We start from the raw sequence: 22,221 nt of genomic DNA on the forward strand, positions 1-22,221 counted from the left end.
AACCGTGAGGCTTAACCTTACAACACCCAAGGTGTTTTGGGTGAGATTGAAGAGACGAAGACGAATTTCAGCGAAGTTTTGGATTGAGATTGATGGTTATACGCAGGTATAACGGTTGATGAAACAGAATCTGCCTGGCGGCAACAGCGCGGTGGTCCCACCTGACCCCATGCCGAACTCAGAAGTGAAACGCCGTAGCGCCGATGGTAGTGTGGGGACTCCCCATGCGAGAGTAGGGAACTGCCAGGCTCCAATTGTAATGAAAGGCCACCCAATCGGGTGGCCTTTTGTTTTTGTGTTGGCGGGTATGGATGACGAGAGTAGGACAACCGCGTCGGGAGCACGTTTGAGTGGCGGCAGGCAAGAGCCGCCGTAAACGGTCAGGCTTTCATTAAACGGATAAGCCCTCTGCGAAAGCAGAGGGCTTTTTCTATTGGAGACATTGAGCCTAAGTGACTAATTCAAACTTTATCTATCTATAAGCTTGAGGGTTAGTGAATTGGTAGCGTTAGTGCTACTACTCAGAGGTTATATGTTCTAGCAAAGAGATGAATTTTCTTGGCGCAGAAATCAGCGGGTGAGTTGGTCAATTAAAATTACAGTTCCGTGCAAGTTCCGAGATAGATTACCTGCAATTATGGCTCTCCATACGCATGGTGTTTGAGTGCATAGATTCTCTCTGTGTTCATTCATATGTACTAAACGTTACACATTCATGTAGAGCAGAATTATTTTTTCGCTTGCCAAATTTTAATGAAAAAAACCCGCTAATTAAAGCGGGTTGATGGTTGATACAAAAAACTTAATTAGTCAGCGTTCTTAGTTTCCAGCAAGTAGCGGTAGATCAAACCACCGACAATGCCGCCTACAATAGGCACTAACCAGAACATCCACAGTTGGTCTATCGCCCAGCCACCTTGGAATACGGCAACACCGGTACTACGGGCCGGGTTTACTGACGTATTTGTTACCGGAATACTGATTAAATGGATAAGCGTTAAGCCCAGACCAATAGCGATTGGGGCAAAACCTGCCGGAGCACGCTTATCGGTAGCGCCATGAATAATAATCAGGAAGAATGCCGTTAGTACAAATTCAGCGATGATAGCAGCCTGTAAAGAGAAACCGCTCGGAGAGTGCTCGCCGTAACCATTTGAAGCAAAACCACTTGCACTGGCGTCAAAGCCTGCTTTACCGCTGGCAATTAACCAAAGCACTCCACCGGCAGCGATACCCGCGATAACTTGGGTAATGATGTAAGGGATAACGTTTTTGGCTGGAAATCTGCCACCGGCAAATAAGCCTAGGGTAACCGCAGGGTTGAAATGTCCGCCTGAGATATGACCTACGGCATAAGCCATAGTTAAAACTGTAAGGCCAAATGCTAATGAAACACCGGCAAAGCCGATGCCTAACTCTGGAAAGGCAGCGGCTAAAACAGCGCTACCACAACCACCAAATACCAGCCAGAACGTACCAAAAAATTCAGCCGACAGCTTTTTCAACATGATGTAATTCCCTATTAAAGAGTGAATAAACATACTCGAACGGAGCATGCCTATTCTGAATATAGTCCAATATGATTTTCGGAGCAGAGTGTATAACAATGGCTGAATCTTATTCAAATTTGAGATGCGCATCACATAAATGGCGTTATATAAATTTCGATGATTAAATTATTTCATTAACCAAATGATTAATAACAATTAAATTAATATCTCATTCTGTTTTCTGTATAATTTCTCTACTAATTGGCTGTTTAATAGCCATTTTTTTGATATTTATTGCTAGCTAAATATATAATTTGAAATTAAATGATACATTTTGTTACTTTTTGGGCGGCATTTGGCAACGTAATTGAGCCTAACAATAGAGAATTTTTTTTAATGAGTGGCTCGCAAGCGATGTCTTAATAAAATGGCCAAATGTAACGTTGGCGTATTAAATATGCTTATCTGGAGAGCATTTCGCCATGCCGCACGCCCTAATGAACCGTTCTCTTTTGAAGCAATAGCTGTGACGGATTATTAAAAACTAAAGGCGCCAATGGCGCCTTTATCGTTAGCATCGGCTCAACTAATGAGATGTGCTCTCTGAAGCGCCATATCCCGTTTGTGAACGAACAAACTGCGGGTAGAAGCGGCTCCTTTCTTGCTGTGCATTTAACGATGTGTCCGTTATTGAGAAAAACCATGTACCAATGAATGCGGCTGCCATCGAGAATAGCGCTGGATATTCATAAGGGTAAATCGGTTTAGCATGGCCTAAAATTTGCACCCAAATCGTAGGGCCCAGAATCATTAATGTCACTGCGGTGATAAGCCCTAACCAGCCGCCGATCATCGCACCTCGGGTGGTCAATTTAGCCCAATACATCGAAAGAATAATAATTGGGAAGTTGCAGCTGGCTGCAATTGAGAATGCCAGACCGACCATAAAGGCGATGTTCTGCTTTTCAAATAAAATGCCAAGTCCGATTGCCACGAAGCCCAAAACGACGGTAGTCACTTTGGAGACTTTGAGTTCATCGCGCTCAGTGGCTTTTCCTTCTTTGATCACATTCGCATATAAGTCATGGGAAACCGCCGAGGCTCCGGCCAGAGTTAAGCCGGATACTACGGCCAAGATCGTTGCAAAAGCGACTGCAGAGATAAATCCAAGGAAGAAGCTACCGCCAACCGCATCGGCAAGATGGACTGCGGCCATGTTATTTCCGCCGAGCAGAACGCCGGCAGCATCTTTAAAGTTAGGGTTAGAGCCGACCAGCAGGATGGCACCAAACCCGATGATAAACGTTAGTATGTAGAAGTAACCGATAAAGCCGGTGGCATAGAACACGCTTTTCCGTGCTTCTTTGGCATCATTGACGGTAAAAAAGCGCATTAAGATATGCGGTAATCCGGCCGTACCGAACATTAGCGCTAAGCCTAATGATAGTGCCGATATCGGATCCGATACTAACCCTCCGGGGCTCATAATCGCTAGCCCTTTGGGGTGGACTTTGACTGCCTGAGCGAATAGTTCATTGAAATTGAAGTTAACGGATTTCATGACCATGATAGCCATAAAGCTAGCGCCTGAAAGCAGCATCACGGCCTTAATGATCTGTACCCATGTGGTCGCCAACATGCCGCCAAATAGGACATATAGCACCATCAAAATGCCGACCAGCACAACTGCTACGTGGTAGTTCAGGCCGAAAAGTAGCTGTATTAACTTACCCGCCCCCACCATTTGAGCAATCAGATACAGCGCGACAACGACCAGTGAGCCACAGGCCGATAGGGTGCGAATTGGCTTCTGTTTCAGGCGGTATGAAGCAACGTCGGCAAAGGTGTATTTACCCAAATTACGTAGGCGTTCAGCAATGAGAAATAGGATAATTGGCCAGCCGATTAGGAAGCCGATAGAGTAAATGAGCCCGTCATAGCCGGAAGCGTAAACCAATGCTGATATGCCAAGGAACGACGCGGCAGACATAAAATCCCCGGCGATAGCCAAGGCATTTTGAAAGCCGGTGATTTTTCCGCCAGCAGTATAGTAATCAGAGCGTGAACGGGTGCGTTTAGAGGCCCAGTAAGTGATGTATAACGTTAAGCCCACGAACAGGATAAACATTACGATCGCTTCAACGTTCAGGGGCTGGCGTTTAACTTCCCCGTTAATAGTATCGGCAAAGGCCAACGGCGATAGAGTGAGTAGAGACAGTGCAGCAAAAGATCTGATCTTCATTTTTTCGCCTCATTTAAGATTTCACTATTCATGTCATCAAACTCACCGTTTGCCCGATGAACGTAAATACCAGTTAGTACAAATGAGATAACGATTAGACCAACACCGATCGGAATCCCTCTGGTAATGTTTGAATCGGTATAAATGGGTGTTCCAAGCCACTGTGGATCGAAAGCGATTAACAGGATAAAGGAAACGTAAAGCGCTAGCGTAATGGCTGATAATAACCAGGCAAAACGTTCACGTTTGCGCACCAGTTCTTTGAAGCGCGGGTTATTTTCAATCCGTTGATAAATGAGGTCATTCATCAGAGCGTCTCCTGTGAGATATAGATTGAATATGGCCGCGCGAGGCGGCGCTGGTTATGAAACTGCTTTCATTAACTCTTTTTCCTGCAAGAGTTTCTCGACCACGCTAGGATCCGCTAGTGTAGAGATATCGCCCAAATTACTGGTATCGCCATCGGCGATTTTCCGTAATATGCGGCGCATGATTTTCCCCGAACGGGTTTTAGGAAGGGTTTGAGTCCAGTGCAAAATGTCAGGCGTTGCAATCGGCCCAATTTCTTTACGCACCCATTTAATGACCTCATCGTAGAGTTCATCGCTGGGTTCTTCACCGCGGTTTAGCGTGATGTAGGCATAGATAGCCTGTCCTTTAATATAATGAGGAATGCCTACCACCGCGGCTTCCGCAATTTTGGGATGGGCAACCAACGCGGATTCGATTTCTGCCGTTCCTAGGCGATGTCCCGACACGTTGAGTACGTCATCTACCCGTCCGGTTATCCAGTAATATCCATCTTCATCTCGACGTGCGCCGTCACCGCTAAAATAGAAGCCTTTAAATGAGGCAAAATAGGTTTGTTCGAACCGGTCATGATCGCCGTATAGCGTACGAGCCTGTCCCGGCCACGAGTCGGTAATAACCAGATTACCTTCGCTTTCACCCTCTAATATTTTGCCGTCGTTATCAACCAGTGCCGGTTTAACGCCAAAGAACGGCAGCGTTGCCGAGCCAGCTTTCAGTTCGATCGCTCCGGGCAACGGGGTTAACATGAAACCCCCGGTTTCGGTTTGCCACCAGGTATCGACAATAGGACATTTTCCATTGCCGATAGTGTAGTAATACCATTCCCATGCTTCAGGATTTATCGGTTCACCAACGGTTCCCATAATGCGTAATGACGTTCGTTTTGTATCCGTTATGGCCAGCTCACCCTGAGCCATTAAAGAACGTATAGCCGTTGGTGCCGTATAAAGAATGTTTACTTTGTACTTGTCCACCAGTTGAGACATGCGGTTGGCCCCCGGATGGGTCAACAGCCCTTCAAACAATAGCGTGGTGGCACCATTAGACAGCGGGCCATAAAGTGCATAGCTATGACCAGTCACCCACCCCATATCGGCAGTACACCAATAAATCTCCCCTTCGTGATAGTCAAAAACGTATTTAAACGTCAGGGTGATATAGACTAAATACCCGCCGGTGGTATGCAATACGCCCTTAGGTTTTCCGGTTGAGCCTGAGGTATAGAGAATAAACAGCGGATTTTCTGCGCCAAGTTCAACGGGCGGGCAATCATCAGAAGCAACGTCTTCAAGTTCGTGCCACCATAGGTCATGGCTGGCTTTCCAGTTGATGCTGTTGCCGGTTCTTTTAAAGACGATGGTATGCTCAACGCTGTTGACGTTAGGATTGGCCAAGGCGTCATCAATATTTTTCTTCAGCGGGATTGTTTTTCCAGCCCGAAGCCCTTCATCGGCAGTGATGATGAGTCGGGCACTTGAGTCAATAATTCGGCCGGAGATAGCCTCAGGCGAGAATCCAGCAAAAATAACGGAATGAATGAGCCCCAAGCGGGCACAGGCCAACATGGCAATGGCCGTTTCAGGAACCATTGGCATGTAGATTGCAACGACGTCACCTTGAACTAACCCCAGTGACTTCAATGCATTAGCAAATTTGCACACCCGCTGATGAAGCTGGCGATAGGTTATTTCTTGCGATTGAGTACCGTCATCACTCTCCCAAAGTATGGCTGTGCGATCTCCCCGGGCCGTCAAATGACGATCTAAACAATTGGCGGACAGATTCAGCGTACCGTCTTCGAACCAGCGAATATCAATATTTCCTGGCGAAAATGAGGTGTTTTTAACCTTAGTATAGGGTTTTATCCAATCAACATTTTTACCCTGATCGGCCCAAAACCGATCCGGATCCTGTACTGACTGCTGATACATTGCTTCATATTTTGACTTATTAATCAGTGCGTTTTCTGCTATATCAGCAGGCACGGGATGCTTATGAACGGTGCTCATTATTGTCCCCTTTATTTTTGTTAATACTATGTAATCTAGTTGTTGCATATAGTTTGCGCACTTTTTATGTTTGTTTTTTGCGCGGAAGATCACTATTCACCGGGGAAGATAATTGTAAAAATTTGAGTGATTAGTAAATTATTCAAATATATAGAGCGTCAGATACATAGCTCTAGCGTTGGCATCTGAGTGGTTTTTTTGTATCAGGAGGCTAACGGGCGTATAACCTTTTTTCTCTGTTTTCCTCTCGCTGTCTCTGCTATTTAGGATTGATGGCATCTCCACCGACTTTAATGCCAGATTGCTTAAATCGGGCTATTTATGGCTATTTCTCTCCTATTTTTAATCCTTATCCGGTCAAAAAATGATATAGCGGCCAATATTGCTGTTTATCACTTTTTAACCGCCGTCGCCGATTAAATACGCCGAATGGGGTAGTGAATAGGAATAGCGGCCAAAATGTAAATTAATTTGTTATTATTTAAGCAGGTAACGACACTTTATCGATTAAAATATCTAATTTGATGCCACTCATAGCCCATATTTATAGTGAATAATGAGCGGTGGCCTAACTGTTACTTTTGTCGATTAAGTAGTCGACTTGCGCGTTTTTTAGCAGTTCATTCATCTGAATTGCAGGGTTTATGTAAAGAAAAATGTAATTTTCATGCATAAGATGCTAAAAAGGGCTCTTCTGAATTTATATAATTCATTTGGGCAGCCGATAAGGGACGAGTTGGTTATCTGGCGGGAGGCTGTTTGAGAGTATTGATACCCGTAATAATAAAATAAAAGCCTTATTTAAGGCTAGCCGTGAATTAACCGGCTATTACATGAATATTTAAGGATTTCTTATATATGAAGAGTTTTAAAGTTAGTTTAGCGTGGCAAATTCTCATTGCCCTTGTATTAGGCATTCTTGTTGGTTCAATGATGCACGGCGGTACTTCTACCGAGTGGTTGGTTGCTAACTTTTTCAAGCCGGCCGGTGACATCTTTATTCGTCTGATTAAAATGATTGTTGTGCCTATTGTTGTATCAACGTTAGTGGTTGGTATCGCGGGCGTTGGTGATGCGAAGAAGCTAGGTCGTATCGGATTGAAAACCATTATTTATTTTGAAGTTATTACCACAGTCGCCATTGTTGTTGGCCTGATGGCGGCTAATGTTTTTCAACCCGGTCACGGTATCGATATGTCACAGCTTAATGCCGTAGACATTTCTCAGTATAAAGCGACAACCACAGAAGTGCAGAGCGGCACCCATAGTCTGGTCATCACCATTATGTCGCTGATCCCAACCAATATCTTTAAGGCTTTGGCTGCCGGTGACATGTTACCGATTATCTTCTTCTCGGTACTGTTTGGCTTAGGCTTATCTTCTCTGCCCAAAGAGAGTCGGGCTCCGCTGTTGAACGTATTCAGATCGATGTCTGAAGCGATGTTCAAAGTGACCCACTTGATTATGCATTACGCTCCCGTTGGCGTGTTTGCGCTTATCTCTGTTACCGTGGCTAACTTCGGATTTAGTTCGTTGATTCCGCTGGTTAAGCTTGTGGTTTTAGTCTACGCGGCCATTATCTTTTTTGCCTTGGTGGTGCTAGGCACCGTAGCCAGAATTTGTGGGCTACGTATTCTTATTTTGATCCGCATCTTAAAAGATGAGCTGATTCTGGCCTATTCAACGGCCAGCTCCGAGACCGTATTGCCAAGAATTATCGAGAAAATGGAAGCCTACGGTGCGCCTAAAGCTATTACTGGGTTTGTGGTTCCTACCGGATACTCGTTTAATCTTGATGGTTCAACGCTATATCAAAGTATTGCCGCGATCTTTATTGCCCAACTTTATGGTATTGAGCTTAGCCTGATGCAGGAAATCACCTTAGTGCTGACCCTGATGGTGACCTCTAAAGGTATTGCTGGCGTTCCGGGCGTATCGTTTGTGGTACTTCTGGCAACGTTAGGCAGCGTTGGTATTCCGTTAGATGGCCTGATGTTTATTGCCGGGGTTGATCGAATTATGGATATGGCTCGTACCGCACTGAACGTGGTGGGTAACGCGCTGGCAGTGTTAGTTATTGCCAAATGGGAAAATCAGTTCGATAAGGCTAAAGCAGTTGCCTATGAAGCTGAAATGTTGGGTAAGGTAGAACGTATCTAATTTTCACTGAGAACTGCGCTAGCGTATTTAATATTAAAGCCACCGACAGGTGGCTTTTCACTATCTGATAAGAAATTCTAATGCGCTTGTTTTGCCACGGCTTTGGCTTAATGGCAAAACGCCGGTATATCACTCTTGTATGGCATTAATGGTAAACGTTCCTTTGTTATTAAGCTTACTGAGGTACATCGCCTGATCGGCGTTGGTGAGTAAATGCTCCGCCGAAAGCTCGCCGCTATTCTTTTCAATATGGATGCCAATACTGGAACTCAGACGAACGGGAATGTTGTATAACTGATGGATGCTGGCTAATGCGTCTATTAGACCCTGACATATCGCTATGGCTTCATCTTTCGGATTTTCCTGGCGGCTGAATAGAATGGTAAATTCATCACCGGCGAGGCGAGCGGTAAAATCGCCCGGCTCAACCGAATCTCTGATAACCTCAGCCACCGCTTTCAGCACCCGATCGCCGAAGCCATGACCATAATTATCATTGAGGGCTTTGAACCCGTCTAGATCGAGAAAGAACAGCGTTACCCACCGGTTTTCAGGCTTGTTATGTAGCATATGGTTAAGCCTGTCCATAAAGGCGCGCCTGTTGGGTAGCCCGGTGAGCATGTCGTGTGAGGCTTCAAATACTAGCGTTTCCTGCAGTTTTTTTAGTTCAGAAATATCAAGCGAGAGAATGTAGAACTCATTAATGCTTTTATCGCGGTTTGGGATTAACGTCGTTTGCACATGCTTAATCCCTTCCAGCGTTGGGATGGTATTTTCAAAGGCTACTTTGAAGCCGGCCATAACCTGTTCTATATATTTTCTCGCGTGATTGAAACTGGCTTCGCCAATAACTTCGGGTATATACATGCCATGCATTTTTTTAGATGAAATACCAAACCAGTCTTCATAGGTTCGGTTACTAAAGGTATAGCGCAAATCGTGATTAACGCAGCTGACGAGCGCAGGCACGTTATCGGTAATTTCTTTCAGCCTCTCTTTCTCAATATTCAATAAAGCCTGAGTTTCTATTCTTTGTTCAACTTCATCATTAACCAGCTGCAACATTCTCTCTAATTGCTCTGTTCTTTCTTTAACCCTTATTTCTAGCTTATCGGTCATCTGCTTTAGCTGGTTTTCTGCAGCAATTTTCTCATTAATATCAATAATAATCGCAATAAAGTGGCTGGGTTGACCATCAGGGGTTTTGACTATGGACACCGTAAGTAAAATCCAGATAACTTTGTGCTGTATATCGAAGTAGCGTTTTTCTATTGAGAAAGTGTCGATTTCGCCGGAAATTAGCTGAACAAGCAGCTGTAGGTCAGTATTCAGATCGTCCGGATGGGTGATTTCTTGAAAGTCTTTTTTTAATAGTTCCTGTTCGGTGTAGCCTAACATCTCGCATAGCTTAGGGTTGACTCTTGTCCATTTTCCCTCTAATGAAAGATTTGCCATGCCAACGGCGGCCTGATTAAAGGTCTGTGAAAAAACGACCTCGGCGGTAGCCAAATTATCTTCAACAGTTTTTGTGTAAGTGACTTCCTCCAGACTGTGGAAGTATTGTTGTACTAGCTGGGTAAAGTCGCGCAGATTGTGAATATCGTTGTCATCAAAGGTTCTCGGCATTGAATCAGCAACGCACAGCGTGCCTAATGCTACGCCCTGCTGAGAATAGAAAGGGCATCCTGCGTAGAATACAATTTCAGTTGAATCGTTTACTTTTGGTAAGTCGCAAAAGCGTGGATCCTTACGGCAATCAGGAACAATAAATATTGTTTTCTCTAATATGGCATGGCTGCATAACGATATTTCTCTTGGCGTTTCAGTAACCAATAGACCGAAACGAGATTTAAACCATTGGCGGTCAGCGTCAATCAGGGTCACCAGAGCAATTGGAACGTTAAAGAATTCAGCGGCGAGCCGAGTCACTCTGTCCAAACGTTCCGACGGCGGAGTATCGAGGATATTCAGCGCATTGAGTAGTTCTAGTCGTTCATTTTCATTGTTGGGTAACCGGGCTGGATGCATAGCAACTTCTCTCTTCTGAGAAATATCAATGCCCTGAGTATAGACCAATTGTTTCGATGTTCTGTGAGCACCGTTAATTTCTATCTTATTAAAAAGAAGCCAGGATGAAATCTTTTAAGATAATAAATATGACTAAGCTGACTATCACCGATACCAAGGTATTTCGAATAAACAGCGCCAGTAATATGGAGAATATAGCGCCGATAAGGTAAGGATTTAACAGTGAATCTCTGATTCCGTTGTTATCGAGAAAGATAATAGGTCCGCAAATGGCGGTTAATATTGCCGGAATAGAAAACCCTAATAGTTTTCTGACTGTCGGGCTGAGCTTTATGGGTAAATTCGGCTCAAGAAAAACGTAGCGGTTAAAGAAAACCACTAGCGCTGTGCTGAAAATGATAAACCAGATCATTCTTTCTCCCCGATAATTAGTGAGGTGAGTAATCCGGCAACCATAGCGCTAACGCCCGAAATAATGAGTGAACTTGGAACATGATAGTAGCCCAGCACTACCGATAAAACTAAGGCGGTTAAAACACAAACCATCGTCGGGATGCTTTTAATCATTGGCACAACGATAACGATAAAGGTTGCGGCAATGGAGAAGTCCAGTCCATAGCTGCCGAGATCTTCAATTTGTGTGGCGGCTAAAATGCCGGCTAGCGTCGACAGTATCCAAAATATATAAAAAAACAGCCCGATGCCGAGCGCATACCAACGGCTAAACTCAGCGGCAGAATGCTTGCCTATCAGGGCGAAAAGTTCATCGGTTAACAGAAAGCCCAAAATCAGCCGCCAGCCTAATGGAAGCGGGGCAATACGTTCTCGCAGCGTCAGGCCATAAAGTAAATGCTGTGAAGCAATGAAGAAGGCTGAAATTAAGATTGATACCAGACTCGCGCCAGCTTTTATCATGCCCATAACGGCTAATTGAGTGGCACCGGCAAAAATTATACCCGACATGCCTAGCCCTTGGGCAGGGGTCAGCCCGGTTTCGATAGCCATCGACCCGGCAAGAATCCCCCACGGCAACACGGCAATACTCAGTGGCAGTATGGCTATTCCGCCTTTTAAAAAACTGACCCACCAGTCCGGGTGGTTTGATTCTGAAGTCAATTCACTCATTACTATTTTTTGATCCGTCATCCATGCTGAAATGGTTTGATGTTAACGACACGGCGTCTGAGAGATAAGAACCGTTAGACTATCAGGCTACGACTGATAGCAAAAGCAAACTAAAGTGTTTTTACATACCGGCTGAGGTCATTCCTATTGATATCTTAAAATGGCGGAGCACATGCTCCTCTTCTCCATATTCTCATTATTGATTTTTAGTCAATTATATTGTGCTTTTATTGCTGTTTTCTGTCGGGATAGAATCTGTAGAATCACGCCATCACCTGTGGCAGTTAGCGGTTTTTAACCGGTGAGCCAGCGGATCGTTTTCAATTCATTAGGTTAAGTAAAATTATGAGTAAAATTCTTATTATCGACGCCATGAAAAAGTTCGCTCATTCAAACGGTGAGCTGAACCTTACGCTGCACAGAGAGGCCGCCGAGTTTTTACGTCAGGCCGGGCATGAAGTAAAAGAAACTATCGTTGATCACGGTTACGATATTGAACAAGAGATCGAAAAATACCTGTGGGCCGATACCATCATTTATCAACAGCCTGGCTGGTGGATGGGAACGCCTTGGATCCTGAAGAAATATATCGATGAAATTTTCACTGAAGGTCACGGTCGCCTGTACCAAAGCGACGGCCGCAGTCGTTCAGATGCCTCTCAAAAGTATGGCTCAGGCGGTTTGATTCAGGGTAAAACTTATATGCTGTCTCTAACATGGAATGCGCCTCAGGAAGCGTTTGACGATCCTACTCAGTTCTTTGATGGCGTTGGCGTTGATGGCGTTTATTTGCCATTCCACAAAGCTAATCAGTTCTTAGGAATGACGCCATTGCCAACGTTTTTATGTACCGATGTGATGAAACAGCCTGACGTTGAAAACAACATTAAGCGGTTGCGTCAGCATCTGGTAGCGGTTCTTGGTTAGCGGTTGATAAAACCGAGTCGGTGATTGCTGCCATCCCGCTTTTATCAACGGGATGGCTCATTGCTGATGGGCTATTTTTTAGCGTTAAAGCTCTGCATCAGATTGGCATAGGCTGGTAGATGCTTGGCGAAGATTTCGCCGAAGCCTTCAACATCGTTACGCCAGTCACGGTGCAGCTCGGAACCCACGGCGACCCACGACACTAACTGTGCTCCTGCCTGAGACATGCGATTCCATGCCGCATTGCGGGTTACCTGATTAAACGTGCCCGACGCATCGGTAACGACGAATACCTCAAAACCTTCTTCTAACGCTGAAAGCGTAGGGAAGGCGACGCACACTTCAGTGACCACGCCGGCAATTAATAGCTGCTTTTTACCGGTGGCTTTTATTGCTTTCACAAAGTCTTCGTTGTCCCATGCGTTAATCTGGCCGGGGCGCGCAAAGTAAGGGGCATCGGGGAATATCTCTTTCAGTTCTGGAACTAACGGGCCGTTCGGACCGTCTTCAAAGCTGGTGGTAAGGATGGTTGGCAAGTTGAAGAACTTAGCGATATCGGCCAATGCCAACACGTTATTCTTAAACTCATCGGGCGTGAAATCCCGGACTAATGAGAGTAGCCCTGCCTGATGGTCAACGAACAGAACGGCAACGTCATCTTTATTCAAACGGTTATAAGTAAAAGACATAATAGACTCCTTATTGATGCTTGGGATTAGCGCTCGCAGCAGGAGGCTGCCGCTCGCGCTAAGTTTAGGTTGCTACAGGTAAACGAATGCAGGCTGATTTAACGTACCTGCCCCATTTCCCCCCGGTTAAACTCATCAATGGCCTGATGAATCTCTTCACGGGTGTTCATGACAAAAGGGCCTTGCCCCACGACTGGCTCATCAATTGGCTCACCGCTTAATACTAAAACGGTAGCGTTATTGTTAGATTCCAGCCGTACTTCACTGCCCAGAGTGTCGAAGCTAATTAAATCGGCTTCGCGGGCAACCTGCTTATCGTTAATTAACACCGTGCCTGACACCACAACCAGCAGGGTATTGTGGCCCTCAGGGATAGCCAGAACCGCTTGTTTATCGGCCTTCAAATTCACATCCCATAGGTTAATGTCAGTAAAGGTGCTAGCCGGTCCTTTGGTTTGATTAAACTGGCCAGCAATAACCCTGAGCGTACCGGCACTATCCGACAGCGTAACCTGCGGGATCTGCTGATTAGTAATGGCCTGATAACCGGCCGGTGCTGATTTGTCTTTTGCCGGTAAGTTGACCCATAGCTGAACCATGTGCAGCATTCCGCCTGCTTTGGCAAAGGCCTCAGAGTGGAACTCCTGATGCACAATTCCTGCGCCTGCGGTCATCCATTGCACGTCTCCGGGGCCGATAACGCCGCCAGCTCCGGTTGAATCCCGGTGTTCAACTTCGCCCTGATAAACCAACGTTACCGTTTCAAACCCTTTGTGCGGATGCTGGCCAACGCCTCTGCGGGCGGTGGTGGGGGTAAATTCGGCCGGACCTGCGTAATCTAATAATAGAAAAGGACTGATACTTTTTGCGCCCAGACTTTGATAAGAGAACAGAGAGCGGACCGGAAAACCGTCACCAACCCAGTGTTGTTTCGGGGCACTGTATACGCCTGAAATTTTCTTCATGATGCTATCCTCATTGTGTTAGCGGCATTCATGCTACTGATGGATTTAGTATAGATATGGGACAATTCATCCGGTAGACTAAAAAAATGAACTCATCGTTCTTTTAATGGAACAGCAGAATGTATGATCTCAATGACCTCTATTATTATATTCAGGTGGTAAAGCACGGGGGTTTTGCCCCCGCAGGGCGAGCGTTGAACATGCCTAAGTCAAAGCTGAGCCGACGGATCTCCCGGTTGGAAGAACGAATTGGCGTGCGGCTTATTAACCGTTCCACCCGGCGTTTTGTGGTTACTGATATTGGTCATATCTATTACCAGCACTGTGAAGCCATGCTGATGCAAGCCGAGGCGGCGCAGGATGCCATTGATATCACCCGCTCCGAGCCTCAGGGAACGGTTCGGTTATGCTGCCCTACCGGCATGTTGAATTTTCAGGTTGCCCGGTTGCTGCCGGGGTACATGAAAAAGTACCCCAAGGTGAAGATCTATTTGGAGAGTACTGACCGGTCGGTCGACGTAGTCAAAGAGGGTTTTGATATGGCCATCCGGGTGCGTTTTCCTCCGTTGGAAGACAGCGATCTGGTGATGAAAATATTGTCATCCAGCCCGCAGCAACTGGTTGCCAGCCCGGAGTTAGTGGCAAAATACGGCGACTGCATTTTGCCGGGCGATCTGAACGGTATTCCTACGCTAGACTGGGGCTGGAGCCAAAATGATCACCAATGGTGTCTGGAAGGACCCGATGGCGCAACGGCTCTAATCCCTCATTCTCCGTGTTTAGTTACTGATGATATGGTGACGTTAAGAGAGGCTGCGTTGGCCGGTATTGGCATAGTGCAGTTACCATTGCTGATCGTCCATCGTGATATTGCCGCCGGGACGCTTGTGCCAGTGGTTCCCAACTGGCGGCCTCGTGCCGGTGTGGTGCACGTCGTTTTTCCGTCACGACGCGGGCTATTGCCGTCGGTAAGAAGTTTTCTCGATTACTTATCAGAGAGTTTTGGCGAGCTGGATTTTACCCAACCTACTGCTGATGCTGAATATGACGATCGCCAAGAGAATTAAATCATTATGGAACTGATTTTTTTAGGTACTGGAGCCGGAATGCCGGGTAAAGAACGCAATGTGACATCGATTGCGTTAAGCCTTTTGGCCGAGCGTAATGCGTTCTGGCTATTTGATTGTGGGGAGGCCACTCAGCACCAAATCCTTCACACGCCGGTGAAGCTAGCTAAAATTGAAAAAATCTTTATCACCCACTTACACGGGGACCATATCTTTGGCCTGCCCGGCTTACTGGGGTCGCGCTCGATGGGCGGCTCTACCGATCTCCTGACGCTTTACGGCCCGGTGGGGATAAAGGCGTTTATTGAGTCAGCGCTAAGCCTCAGTGGTTCCTACCTGACCTACCCTCTGGACATTATTGAAATTCAGCCGGGGCTGGTGTTTAAAGACCCGCAGTTTGAAGTGAGCATGCTGCCGTTGAGCCACGGTATTCCGAGCTTTGGCTATCGTATTGAAGAGATTGATAAACCAGGAACGCTGGATGCCGCCCGCCTGATTGCTGCCGGCGTTAAACCGGGCCCGCTGTTTCAGCGGCTTAAGCAAGGTGAGTCGGTAGAACTGGAAAATGGGCAGGTCATCACCGGTAGTGACTATATCGGACCGGGCTATAAAGGGCGCTCTTTGGCTATTTTTGGCGATACGACCCCGACAGAGTTTGGCCCTCAGCTAGCCGCGGGCGTAGACGTCATGGTGCATGAAACCACACTGGAGGCCGCAATGGCGGAACAGGCCAACGCCCGCGGCCACTCCACCACGCGTCAGGCGGCTGAACTGGCTAAACAGGCTGGGGCTAAAAAGCTGATTATTACGCACTTCAGCGCCCGCTACGGTCAGGATGATTGCCAGCGATTGCTGGCCGAATGCCGGGAAATATTTCCGCCGACCGAGGTAGCCTATGATTTCTCGGTGTTTGAAGTCTAAAAACCGGCCATTTGTCACTACCATTGCTTTTTCATATACTAAAAACAGCGTTCCAAATTTAATCAAATGAATTCTAATCAAATGAACATTAATCAAATAAATTATGGATATAGGTACTAATCTAATGAGTACAGATGATATAGATAAGCAGCCTGACTCGGTCTCCTCTGTACTTAAGGTGTTTGGGATATTACGGGCGTTAGGCGAAGAGCAGGAAATCGGCATCTCGGAGCTGGCTCAGCAGGTCATGATGTCAAAAAGCACGGTGTATCGATTTCTACAAACTATGAAAACCCTGGGCTATGTGACGCAAGAAGGGGATTCTGACAAATATTCCCTGACGCTAAAGCTATTTGAATTAGGTTCTACGTCGCTGCAAAACGTAGACGTGATCCGCTATGCTAATATTCAGATGCGTGAGATATCTCGCCAAACTAAAGAGGCCATCCATCTCGGGGCGCTGGACGATGACTGCATCATCTATATTCATAAAATTGATTCACTGTACAACCTTAGGATGTATTCCCGCATTGGCCGGCGCAATCCAATTCATTCCACGGCGATTGGTAAAGTGCTTATGGCATGGAGCGATCCTCAGGAACAGCAAAACGTTCTGTCGAAAATCATCTTTACCCGCAGCACTGGCAACACCATTGAGTGCGTTGAAGATTTCCTCTCGGTGCTGGAAAAGGCCAGAGAACAAGGGTATGCGGAAGATATAGAAGAGCAGGAAGACGGATTGCGATGCATCGCCGTGCCGGTGTTTGATCGCTTTGGCTTTGTGATTGTTGGCCTGAGTATCTCTTTTCCGACCATTCGCTTTTCGCAAGAGAATAAAGCGCAAATGGTTAATATGTTGCACGATGCGGCGCGCAATATTTCAGCTCAAATGGGGTATCACGATTATCCTTTTTAAGCGAAGCGCTGAGGGGGGCGTATCATCTTTACTTAATTGTTTTGGTTCATTGGCCGTAGTGATATCCATTTTCGCCACTGACCGCCGTTGATCTGATTCCTAACCCCATAGCATGGGTTAGAAAACCGTAAAATCTCTTAAGTTATTCATAGATGAAGATTTTATGACTAGTGTATACTCGAAAAGTGATATTGTTTGTTTTAATATGAATGTCTGGGAAGGAGGCTTATATGGTCAACAACGATGAAGTCGCTCAAACTCAAAAAATGACAAAGGGCGGCGTTATTACGCAAGAGATACTCGCCGCGTTAACCGAGCAGTGTGCAATGAAATACGCTGCGGTTAAAGGTGAAGTCTGTATTAACGATGATATTAGTGATGAAACTCTGCGTAAGATTGGCCCAACGACGAATGATATTGCTGCAATGTGCGTGATTAACGTGTATCAGGCTCGTTACTATTTACTTAAGCTGATGGAAGATGGGCTGGTGCTTAAAACCGGTGTAAAAAAGGGCTACCCTCTACACTGGTGGCTGATAGGTGCTGATAAGCCTAAGTAATGTTCAACGGTTTTTCTCCAATAGTTCTGAATTCAGTTTTTCTTCTCTATATCTGCTAGCTCTACTGTTTCCGGCAGTGATGTTATTGATACTAAGCCTACGGTCGTGGGCCTAGTGCTCCTCTTGTTTTTACTCTATATCCCCGTTGGATTTTTTTATGATAGGGTTTCAGCGTGGTTAACCGAGAAGCTCGGGTTATTCGATTAAGCCTCTGCCGATGCTTATATTAAGGTATTAGCTGAACGTTTTCGGGAGAGTTGCAGTGTCCGTTTAGGAGCTAAATATGTGTTTGAGTAACGTTGATTTATGCCATATCGAGCTGGTTCAAGTAAGGCCAATTGGCCGGTTAGCATCGGCGGCTCTTATGCTGTTTTCCGGACTAATTCTGTGTTCGGCTAGCGTGTCTGCCGCTACGAATTACCTCGCGGCGAAACCCGGTGACGTTATTCAAATAAAGCTGAGTGAACTGTATCCGACCCAAAGCGCGGTAGGTAAACTTCAAATTGCCGGTGATTTGGCTGACTATGCCAGCGATGCTAAAAGCCTGTTCAACGATCTGTGCAAGGTTCAAGGGGCTGGCAAACTGGCTGATAGCAACGTTTCGTCAACGCCAAAAGATCCCGAATCATATCGCTGTAAACTGGCGGTTGGCACTAAAACATCGGAGATGAATACGGTTGATATCGGGCCGGAGGGCAAACTCTACCTGACCGACGGGCACCATGCTTTTAATAGCTTCTGGGACGTCCCAGGCGGCGGTGGTGATGTGACATTAAGCGTACTGGTTGGGCAGAATGTCAGCAAAGATGCTAACGGTATTTCTCTGACCCAGGCGCAGTTCGAACATAAAATGGCTGAACTTAAACACTTCCTACCCGTTGATGCCAATGGCAATGCTATTACCTTCGCTCAGTTGCCTAAAACGCTGGGCATGAGCGCATTTCAGGACGATCCTTATCGTTCAATGCTCTACTATTTACGCGGCGTGGCTTACGATAAGTCTGATAACAACCTTAACCCCGAAACCGGAAAACCGTACCCTGAAGTTCCTTTTCTGGAGTTTTACTGGGGGCAGCTGCTAAATAGCAAAATGGATGTAAACCGCTACAGCCTGCATCAGCAGGATGGCTATATGATGGCTCTGAACGAAGCCGCAACGCTGATGGTGGGTTTGCCGAAACGGCAGTTAATTGGTAGCTCGGGTCTAACGGCGGCCGAACTAGGCCAGATGGCCAGCATCGATCAAACACGTTTAAATAAGCTGGCGAAACCTGATTCTAAATTAGCTAAGGCGTTGGCGTATCAGGCTGAGCATTAAGCCTATATTTGCCGGTAGCAGGCTAAGCCAGCCTGTTTATCCACGCATCACGCCAGCCTTCAACCGTTTGCGGATAATCTACGCCGAGCGCCTTATTCAGTGAACTTAGCGTTGGCGATGGCAAATCGCCCGGCTGCTGAAGCTCGGTGGTACTAAGAACCTGCGACGGTGGCCCGTCGTTAACGATCGTTCCGCCGCTCAGGTGAGCCACGCGCGCAAAGTGGCGGGCAACGAAGTCCAGATCGTGACTGATAGTTAAAATCGCGGTGCCCTGTGACTGAACCACGGCCAGCCAGTTTTCAAACACGTCCAGCCAGTAAGCATCAAAGTCCCGGCTCGGTTCGTCGAGTAACAATAGCTGGGGCTGGCGTGCTGCCAGACAGGCAACGGCTACCATTCTGCGCTGCCCGGCGTGAAGGTCCAGCGGGTGACTGTCGGCAACGTCCGTTAGCTGGCAAAGTTCCAGAGCCTGAACCGCCTGTCGGTCGATCTCTTCTTTCGACAACCCCTGATGAAGCAGCCCGAAGGTAATCTCATCTTTGACCCGGCTATGAAATATCTGTTTCTCCGCTTCCTGAAACAGAATACCAATCTGCCCAGCGCGTTGGCGGGCTTTCATTTTTGACAGGTTGTTACCTGCCAGAGTAATTGACCCTTTTTCCGGCGTGAGTAGCCCGGCGGCTAAACGTAGTAAGGTTGATTTACCTGCGCCGTTATCCCCGACCAGCGCAACCCTTTCACCTGCCGCCAAGTGTAATGACAGATCCTTCAAACAGTACGATTCTGCTTTGGGCCAGCGAAATGACAGGCTATTTAGAGTTAGCATATTGCTCCTTAAATGCACCAATCAGCGCCCGTTCACTCAGCGGAATATCGGTTGGCCATGCCTGCCGGGAGGCTAATTGATCGATGACTCTCCATGCGGCCGGAGCGTTAATCTGGCCCATAGCGGCATGAAATATGTCACTAACCAAGCCCTCGGCCAGCGATTGGCCTGAAGAGAGCACCAGTGCCTGCGGGCAGTATTTAGCCGTGGGTAATAGGGTCCGTTCAAAGAGAATAATCCGACACAGACGATCTTCTGCGTAACGCTTTAGCTGGGTTAACAATTGCTCGGTAGCTTTCGGGGTTAGTCGGCTAAATGCTTCATCAAGCAGTAACAGGCGCGGATGCATTGCCAGCGCACAGGCTAGCACCACACGTTGGGCTTCACCGCCGGACAGCGTTGCCGGGTGACGTAAACGCAAATGTTCACTGTGGGTATAGCTCAAGGCTTCATCAATTCGCCGTAGGATTTCATCCGTGGGTAAAGCCAGATTTTCCGGCCCGAAAGCGATCTCTTCTTCTACGCTGAAGGTACAGCCGGATAGCTGAAGCTGAGGCGATTGCTGAACCAACTGAACCTGAGCCGCCAGCTCCGTCAGGCATTTTTGCTCTAAAGGAACGCCAAACAGCGTGGCGCTGCCGCCAATCGTTCCGGCCAACTGCTCCGGATACCAGCCCGCCAGTAGTTGGGCTAGCGTACTTTTTCCGCTACCGTTACCGCCGTAGACTACGAAAAAAACGTCATCGGGTAACGTTAAGTTCAGCGGACCTAACAGCGGCTTCTCCACGCCCTGCGGGGTAAAGGTGAAAGCCTGTAGATTAACTATGTCTAATTTCGCTACCGCCAAAGGTACGCTCCTGCTTCAATCGCCATCAGGACTATCAGGCCGTAGCGAATCACTTTTTGCCTCCGGCTGTCAGTGGGGGCCCAGAGGGTGGTTCTATGTCGATGTAGCCTGAATGCGCGCATATCCAGCGCCGCGCCGCGAATAGCCAGTTCATTTAACGCATTGGTAATTAGTGGCATAAGCAGCGCGGGAAGGGCACGCAACCGCTGATGCCAGGCACCGTCAAGCGGGATACCTCGGGCTAACTGGGCGTCTTTAATTACGCTAAGCTGTAGGCGAAGTTGCTCAACGATCAATAATGGACCCGCTAGTACATAAGCAAAACTGATGGGTAAACGGCTGGAAAACAGCGCCCGCACAAACCGGCGGGTAGAGACTTTCTGTAGCCAGATTTGTGCGCTGCTGATAATGGCCAGTAGCTTTAACCACAGCGCGATTGCCATCGGCATGCTGTTCTGCTCGATAGGAGCCCCACGCAGCCAAAAAGCCAGCCAGCCGCCGTGTACCAGCCACAGGCCAATGGCCATGGGGAGCATAAACCACGCGACATAACGCCAGCGCCAGCGGGTATCCGGCAGCAGTAGTAATAGCAAAAATATCCCGAAGCTGTAGCACAGCAACACGTTGCCCAGCGGTAACAACAGACCGCTGAGGGCAAACCACCCCCATAGCATTAATGAGGTAAACGGGTGCATATCAGCGCACGGCAGCCATATTTGGGAAGTTACGCTGAGTGCGTAGCGGCAAGCCCCTGACTAATAGCCAGGCGATAATGGCGGTTAGGATCTTATCGACCAGATTGGCACCGATGACCGTAATAGCCACAGATTTAACCAGGTTTTGACCAATGGCGTTGACGTAGGCAACGATGAAGTCCGCGCCGCTACCGGTTGCGCCGCCGAACAGATAAGTACGGATTGGCACTGCCACTAGCGTAAGTGCCAGCGTAATCACAATACCGGAACCGATGACTTTAGGCAGGGATCTAAACCAGCCGATTCTGGCCATAATGCCGCAGCTTAAACCAATTACCATCGCCACCGGCGCAAATGCCGCCGCTATCGGACCAGAAAGTAATCCCCAAAGCAGATTGGTGAGCAGACCGGTAAACAACGCAGCCCAAGGACCGGCCAGCAGGGCACACAGCATGGTCCCAATGGAATCGAGAAAAATGGGTAGCTTGAGCATTGAGACGATTTGCCCGCCAATCATGTTGATAGCAATAGACATTACAATTAGTACCAGAGTACGACTGGAAACAGCATTACTTGCCATAAAAACCTCAAAGATGAATCAGAATAAAAAGCAGGGGGGTATTTTTGTTATCAGCGCGGGTTTATTACCAGCTCATCATAACCAGAAAGTGAGCATGGCTGTCGGCTAAAGCTAAGATTGTTCAACTCACCGAGAACCAGTTCCAGCGTTGTTCTGACCGTACAGCCAGACATAAGATGGCCGCCGGTCATTTTTCCTGTCTCATCTGAAACGGATAAATGGAGATGCTCACCCCGTTGTTCTAGCGTACCAATCAGCGATACCACTTCAAATTTGCCATGCAGCGTGGTGGTTTCTGGCTGACCGGCAAATCGCAATGCTACGTTTGTCAGGCTACCGACGCAGCCGGCAATAAACGCGGCCTGTAACCGGTTATTGGCGATAAATTTCTGCAGGGAACCCATAACGTCGTCTCCTGGCAGAAGGCGTAAGGCAAAAAATTTGGCGCTGGACGTTTTATTGGATTGATTGGCCATCGGTTACATTCCTGATCGGATATACGCCATTATAGCGCTTGAACAACGCATAGCTACGACGATAGTAA

The 22,221-nt window shown here is 47.2% G+C and carries 21 protein-coding genes and 1 rRNA gene; 8 read left to right on the forward strand and 14 right to left on the reverse strand.

Annotated features, from left to right (window positions below):
- Positions 1–133 precede the first annotated feature (133 nt).
- Positions 134–249 (forward strand): 5S ribosomal RNA (gene rrf / locus GVI43_RS12705).
- A 557-nt stretch (positions 250–806) separates the two neighbouring features.
- Here rrf and aqpZ read toward each other — a convergent pair.
- The 4 genes from aqpZ to acs all read right to left on the reverse strand — a co-directional run bounded on the left by aqpZ (position 807) and on the right by acs (position 6,053).
- Positions 807–1,508, reverse strand: a complete 702-nt coding sequence (gene aqpZ / locus GVI43_RS12710; RefSeq protein WP_159567235.1) for an aquaporin Z — start codon at positions 1,506–1,508, stop codon at positions 807–809.
- Between the two features lie 568 nt (positions 1,509–2,076).
- Positions 2,077–3,732, reverse strand: coding sequence for a cation/acetate symporter ActP (gene actP, locus GVI43_RS12715; RefSeq protein ID WP_159567236.1), 1,656 nt, complete (start codon positions 3,730–3,732; stop codon positions 2,077–2,079).
- Entirely contained in the window at positions 3,729–4,040 is a 312-nt protein-coding gene (locus tag GVI43_RS12720) for a DUF485 domain-containing protein (RefSeq protein ID WP_159567237.1), read from the reverse strand. Before GVI43_RS12720 ends, actP begins: the two co-directional genes overlap by 4 nt.
- Before the next feature lie 54 nt (positions 4,041–4,094).
- Entirely contained in the window at positions 4,095–6,053 is a 1,959-nt protein-coding gene (gene acs, locus GVI43_RS12725; RefSeq protein WP_159567238.1) for an acetate--CoA ligase, read from the reverse strand.
- 858 nt (positions 6,054–6,911) lie between these two features.
- Here acs and gltP point away from each other — a divergent pair.
- Complete coding sequence (gene gltP, locus GVI43_RS12730) at positions 6,912–8,213, forward strand: glutamate/aspartate:proton symporter GltP (protein WP_159567239.1); 1,302 nt, start codon at positions 6,912–6,914, stop codon at positions 8,211–8,213.
- Between the two features lie 129 nt (positions 8,214–8,342).
- Here gltP and GVI43_RS12735 read toward each other — a convergent pair whose 3' ends face one another.
- The 3 genes from GVI43_RS12735 to GVI43_RS12745 form a co-directional block, all read right to left on the reverse strand.
- Positions 8,343–10,241: a diguanylate cyclase domain-containing protein gene (locus GVI43_RS12735; protein ID WP_159567240.1), complete on the reverse strand. Its 1,899-nt coding sequence runs from the start codon at positions 10,239–10,241 to the stop codon at positions 8,343–8,345.
- 88 nt (positions 10,242–10,329) lie between these two features.
- Positions 10,330–10,653: an AzlD domain-containing protein gene (locus GVI43_RS12740; protein ID WP_159567241.1), complete on the reverse strand. Its 324-nt coding sequence runs from the start codon at positions 10,651–10,653 to the stop codon at positions 10,330–10,332.
- Positions 10,650–11,366: an AzlC family ABC transporter permease gene (locus GVI43_RS12745; protein ID WP_159567242.1), complete on the reverse strand. Its 717-nt coding sequence runs from the start codon at positions 11,364–11,366 to the stop codon at positions 10,650–10,652. The genes GVI43_RS12740 and GVI43_RS12745 overlap by 4 nt, the downstream gene beginning before the upstream one ends.
- 345 nt (positions 11,367–11,711) lie before the next feature.
- Here GVI43_RS12745 and GVI43_RS12750 point away from each other — a divergent pair, with 345 nt between their 5' ends.
- A complete protein-coding gene (locus GVI43_RS12750; protein WP_159567243.1) occupies positions 11,712–12,293 on the forward strand; it encodes an NAD(P)H-dependent oxidoreductase in 582 nt (193 codons plus the stop codon).
- Between the two features lie 71 nt (positions 12,294–12,364).
- Here GVI43_RS12750 and ycaC read toward each other — a convergent pair whose 3' ends face one another.
- Together ycaC and GVI43_RS12760 are read right to left on the reverse strand one after the other, a co-directional pair.
- Positions 12,365–12,982, reverse strand: coding sequence for an isochorismate family cysteine hydrolase YcaC (gene ycaC / locus GVI43_RS12755; protein ID WP_159567244.1), 618 nt, complete (start codon positions 12,980–12,982; stop codon positions 12,365–12,367).
- Between the two features lie 98 nt (positions 12,983–13,080).
- Complete coding sequence (locus GVI43_RS12760; protein ID WP_159567245.1) at positions 13,081–13,947, reverse strand: pirin family protein; 867 nt, start codon at positions 13,945–13,947, stop codon at positions 13,081–13,083.
- Between the two features lie 119 nt (positions 13,948–14,066).
- Here GVI43_RS12760 and GVI43_RS12765 point away from each other — a divergent pair, with 119 nt between their 5' ends.
- The 5 genes from GVI43_RS12765 to GVI43_RS12785 all read left to right on the forward strand — a co-directional run bounded on the left by GVI43_RS12765 (position 14,067) and on the right by GVI43_RS12785 (position 18,729).
- Positions 14,067–15,014, forward strand: coding sequence for a LysR substrate-binding domain-containing protein (locus tag GVI43_RS12765; RefSeq protein ID WP_159567246.1), 948 nt, complete (start codon positions 14,067–14,069; stop codon positions 15,012–15,014).
- A gap of 6 nt (positions 15,015–15,020) precedes the next feature.
- Positions 15,021–15,935, forward strand: coding sequence for a ribonuclease Z (gene rnz / locus GVI43_RS12770; protein WP_159567247.1), 915 nt, complete (start codon positions 15,021–15,023; stop codon positions 15,933–15,935).
- A gap of 124 nt (positions 15,936–16,059) precedes the next feature.
- Entirely contained in the window at positions 16,060–16,851 is a 792-nt protein-coding gene (kdgR, locus tag GVI43_RS12775; protein ID WP_159567248.1) for a DNA-binding transcriptional regulator KdgR, read from the forward strand.
- A gap of 230 nt (positions 16,852–17,081) precedes the next feature.
- Complete coding sequence (locus tag GVI43_RS12780; RefSeq protein WP_159567249.1) at positions 17,082–17,411, forward strand: FaeA/PapI family transcriptional regulator; 330 nt, start codon at positions 17,082–17,084, stop codon at positions 17,409–17,411.
- 283 nt (positions 17,412–17,694) lie between these two features.
- Complete coding sequence (locus GVI43_RS12785) at positions 17,695–18,729, forward strand: ParB/Srx family N-terminal domain-containing protein (RefSeq protein ID WP_159567250.1); 1,035 nt, start codon at positions 17,695–17,697, stop codon at positions 18,727–18,729.
- Positions 18,730–18,751: 22 nt separating this feature from the next.
- On the opposite strand, the gene GVI43_RS12790 is transcribed toward GVI43_RS12785, so the two are convergent.
- Genes GVI43_RS12790 through GVI43_RS12810 form a run of 5 tightly spaced genes read right to left on the reverse strand, consistent with a single transcriptional unit; the run spans position 18,752 to position 22,153 of the window.
- Positions 18,752–19,555 (reverse strand): energy-coupling factor ABC transporter ATP-binding protein, encoded by an 804-nt coding sequence (locus GVI43_RS12790; protein ID WP_159567251.1) that lies wholly within the window; start codon positions 19,553–19,555, stop codon positions 18,752–18,754.
- Positions 19,539–20,402: an energy-coupling factor ABC transporter ATP-binding protein gene (locus tag GVI43_RS12795; RefSeq protein WP_246201855.1), complete on the reverse strand. Its 864-nt coding sequence runs from the start codon at positions 20,400–20,402 to the stop codon at positions 19,539–19,541. The genes GVI43_RS12790 and GVI43_RS12795 overlap by 17 nt, the downstream gene beginning before the upstream one ends.
- Positions 20,393–21,097, reverse strand: a complete 705-nt coding sequence (locus tag GVI43_RS12800; RefSeq protein WP_159567252.1) for an energy-coupling factor transporter transmembrane component T — start codon at positions 21,095–21,097, stop codon at positions 20,393–20,395. The genes GVI43_RS12795 and GVI43_RS12800 overlap by 10 nt, the downstream gene beginning before the upstream one ends.
- A 1-nt stretch (position 21,098) precedes the next feature.
- Positions 21,099–21,677 (reverse strand): ECF transporter S component, encoded by a 579-nt coding sequence (locus tag GVI43_RS12805; protein WP_159567253.1) that lies wholly within the window; start codon positions 21,675–21,677, stop codon positions 21,099–21,101.
- Between the two features lie 50 nt (positions 21,678–21,727).
- On the reverse strand, positions 21,728–22,153 hold the full coding sequence (locus tag GVI43_RS12810; protein WP_159567254.1) for a PPC domain-containing DNA-binding protein: 426 nt from the start codon (positions 22,151–22,153) through the stop codon (positions 21,728–21,730).
- Positions 22,154–22,221 lie beyond the last annotated feature (68 nt).

Source organism: Budvicia diplopodorum, assembly GCF_009800925.1.
Taxonomy (GTDB): Bacteria; Pseudomonadota; Gammaproteobacteria; order Enterobacterales; family Enterobacteriaceae; genus Budvicia; species Budvicia diplopodorum.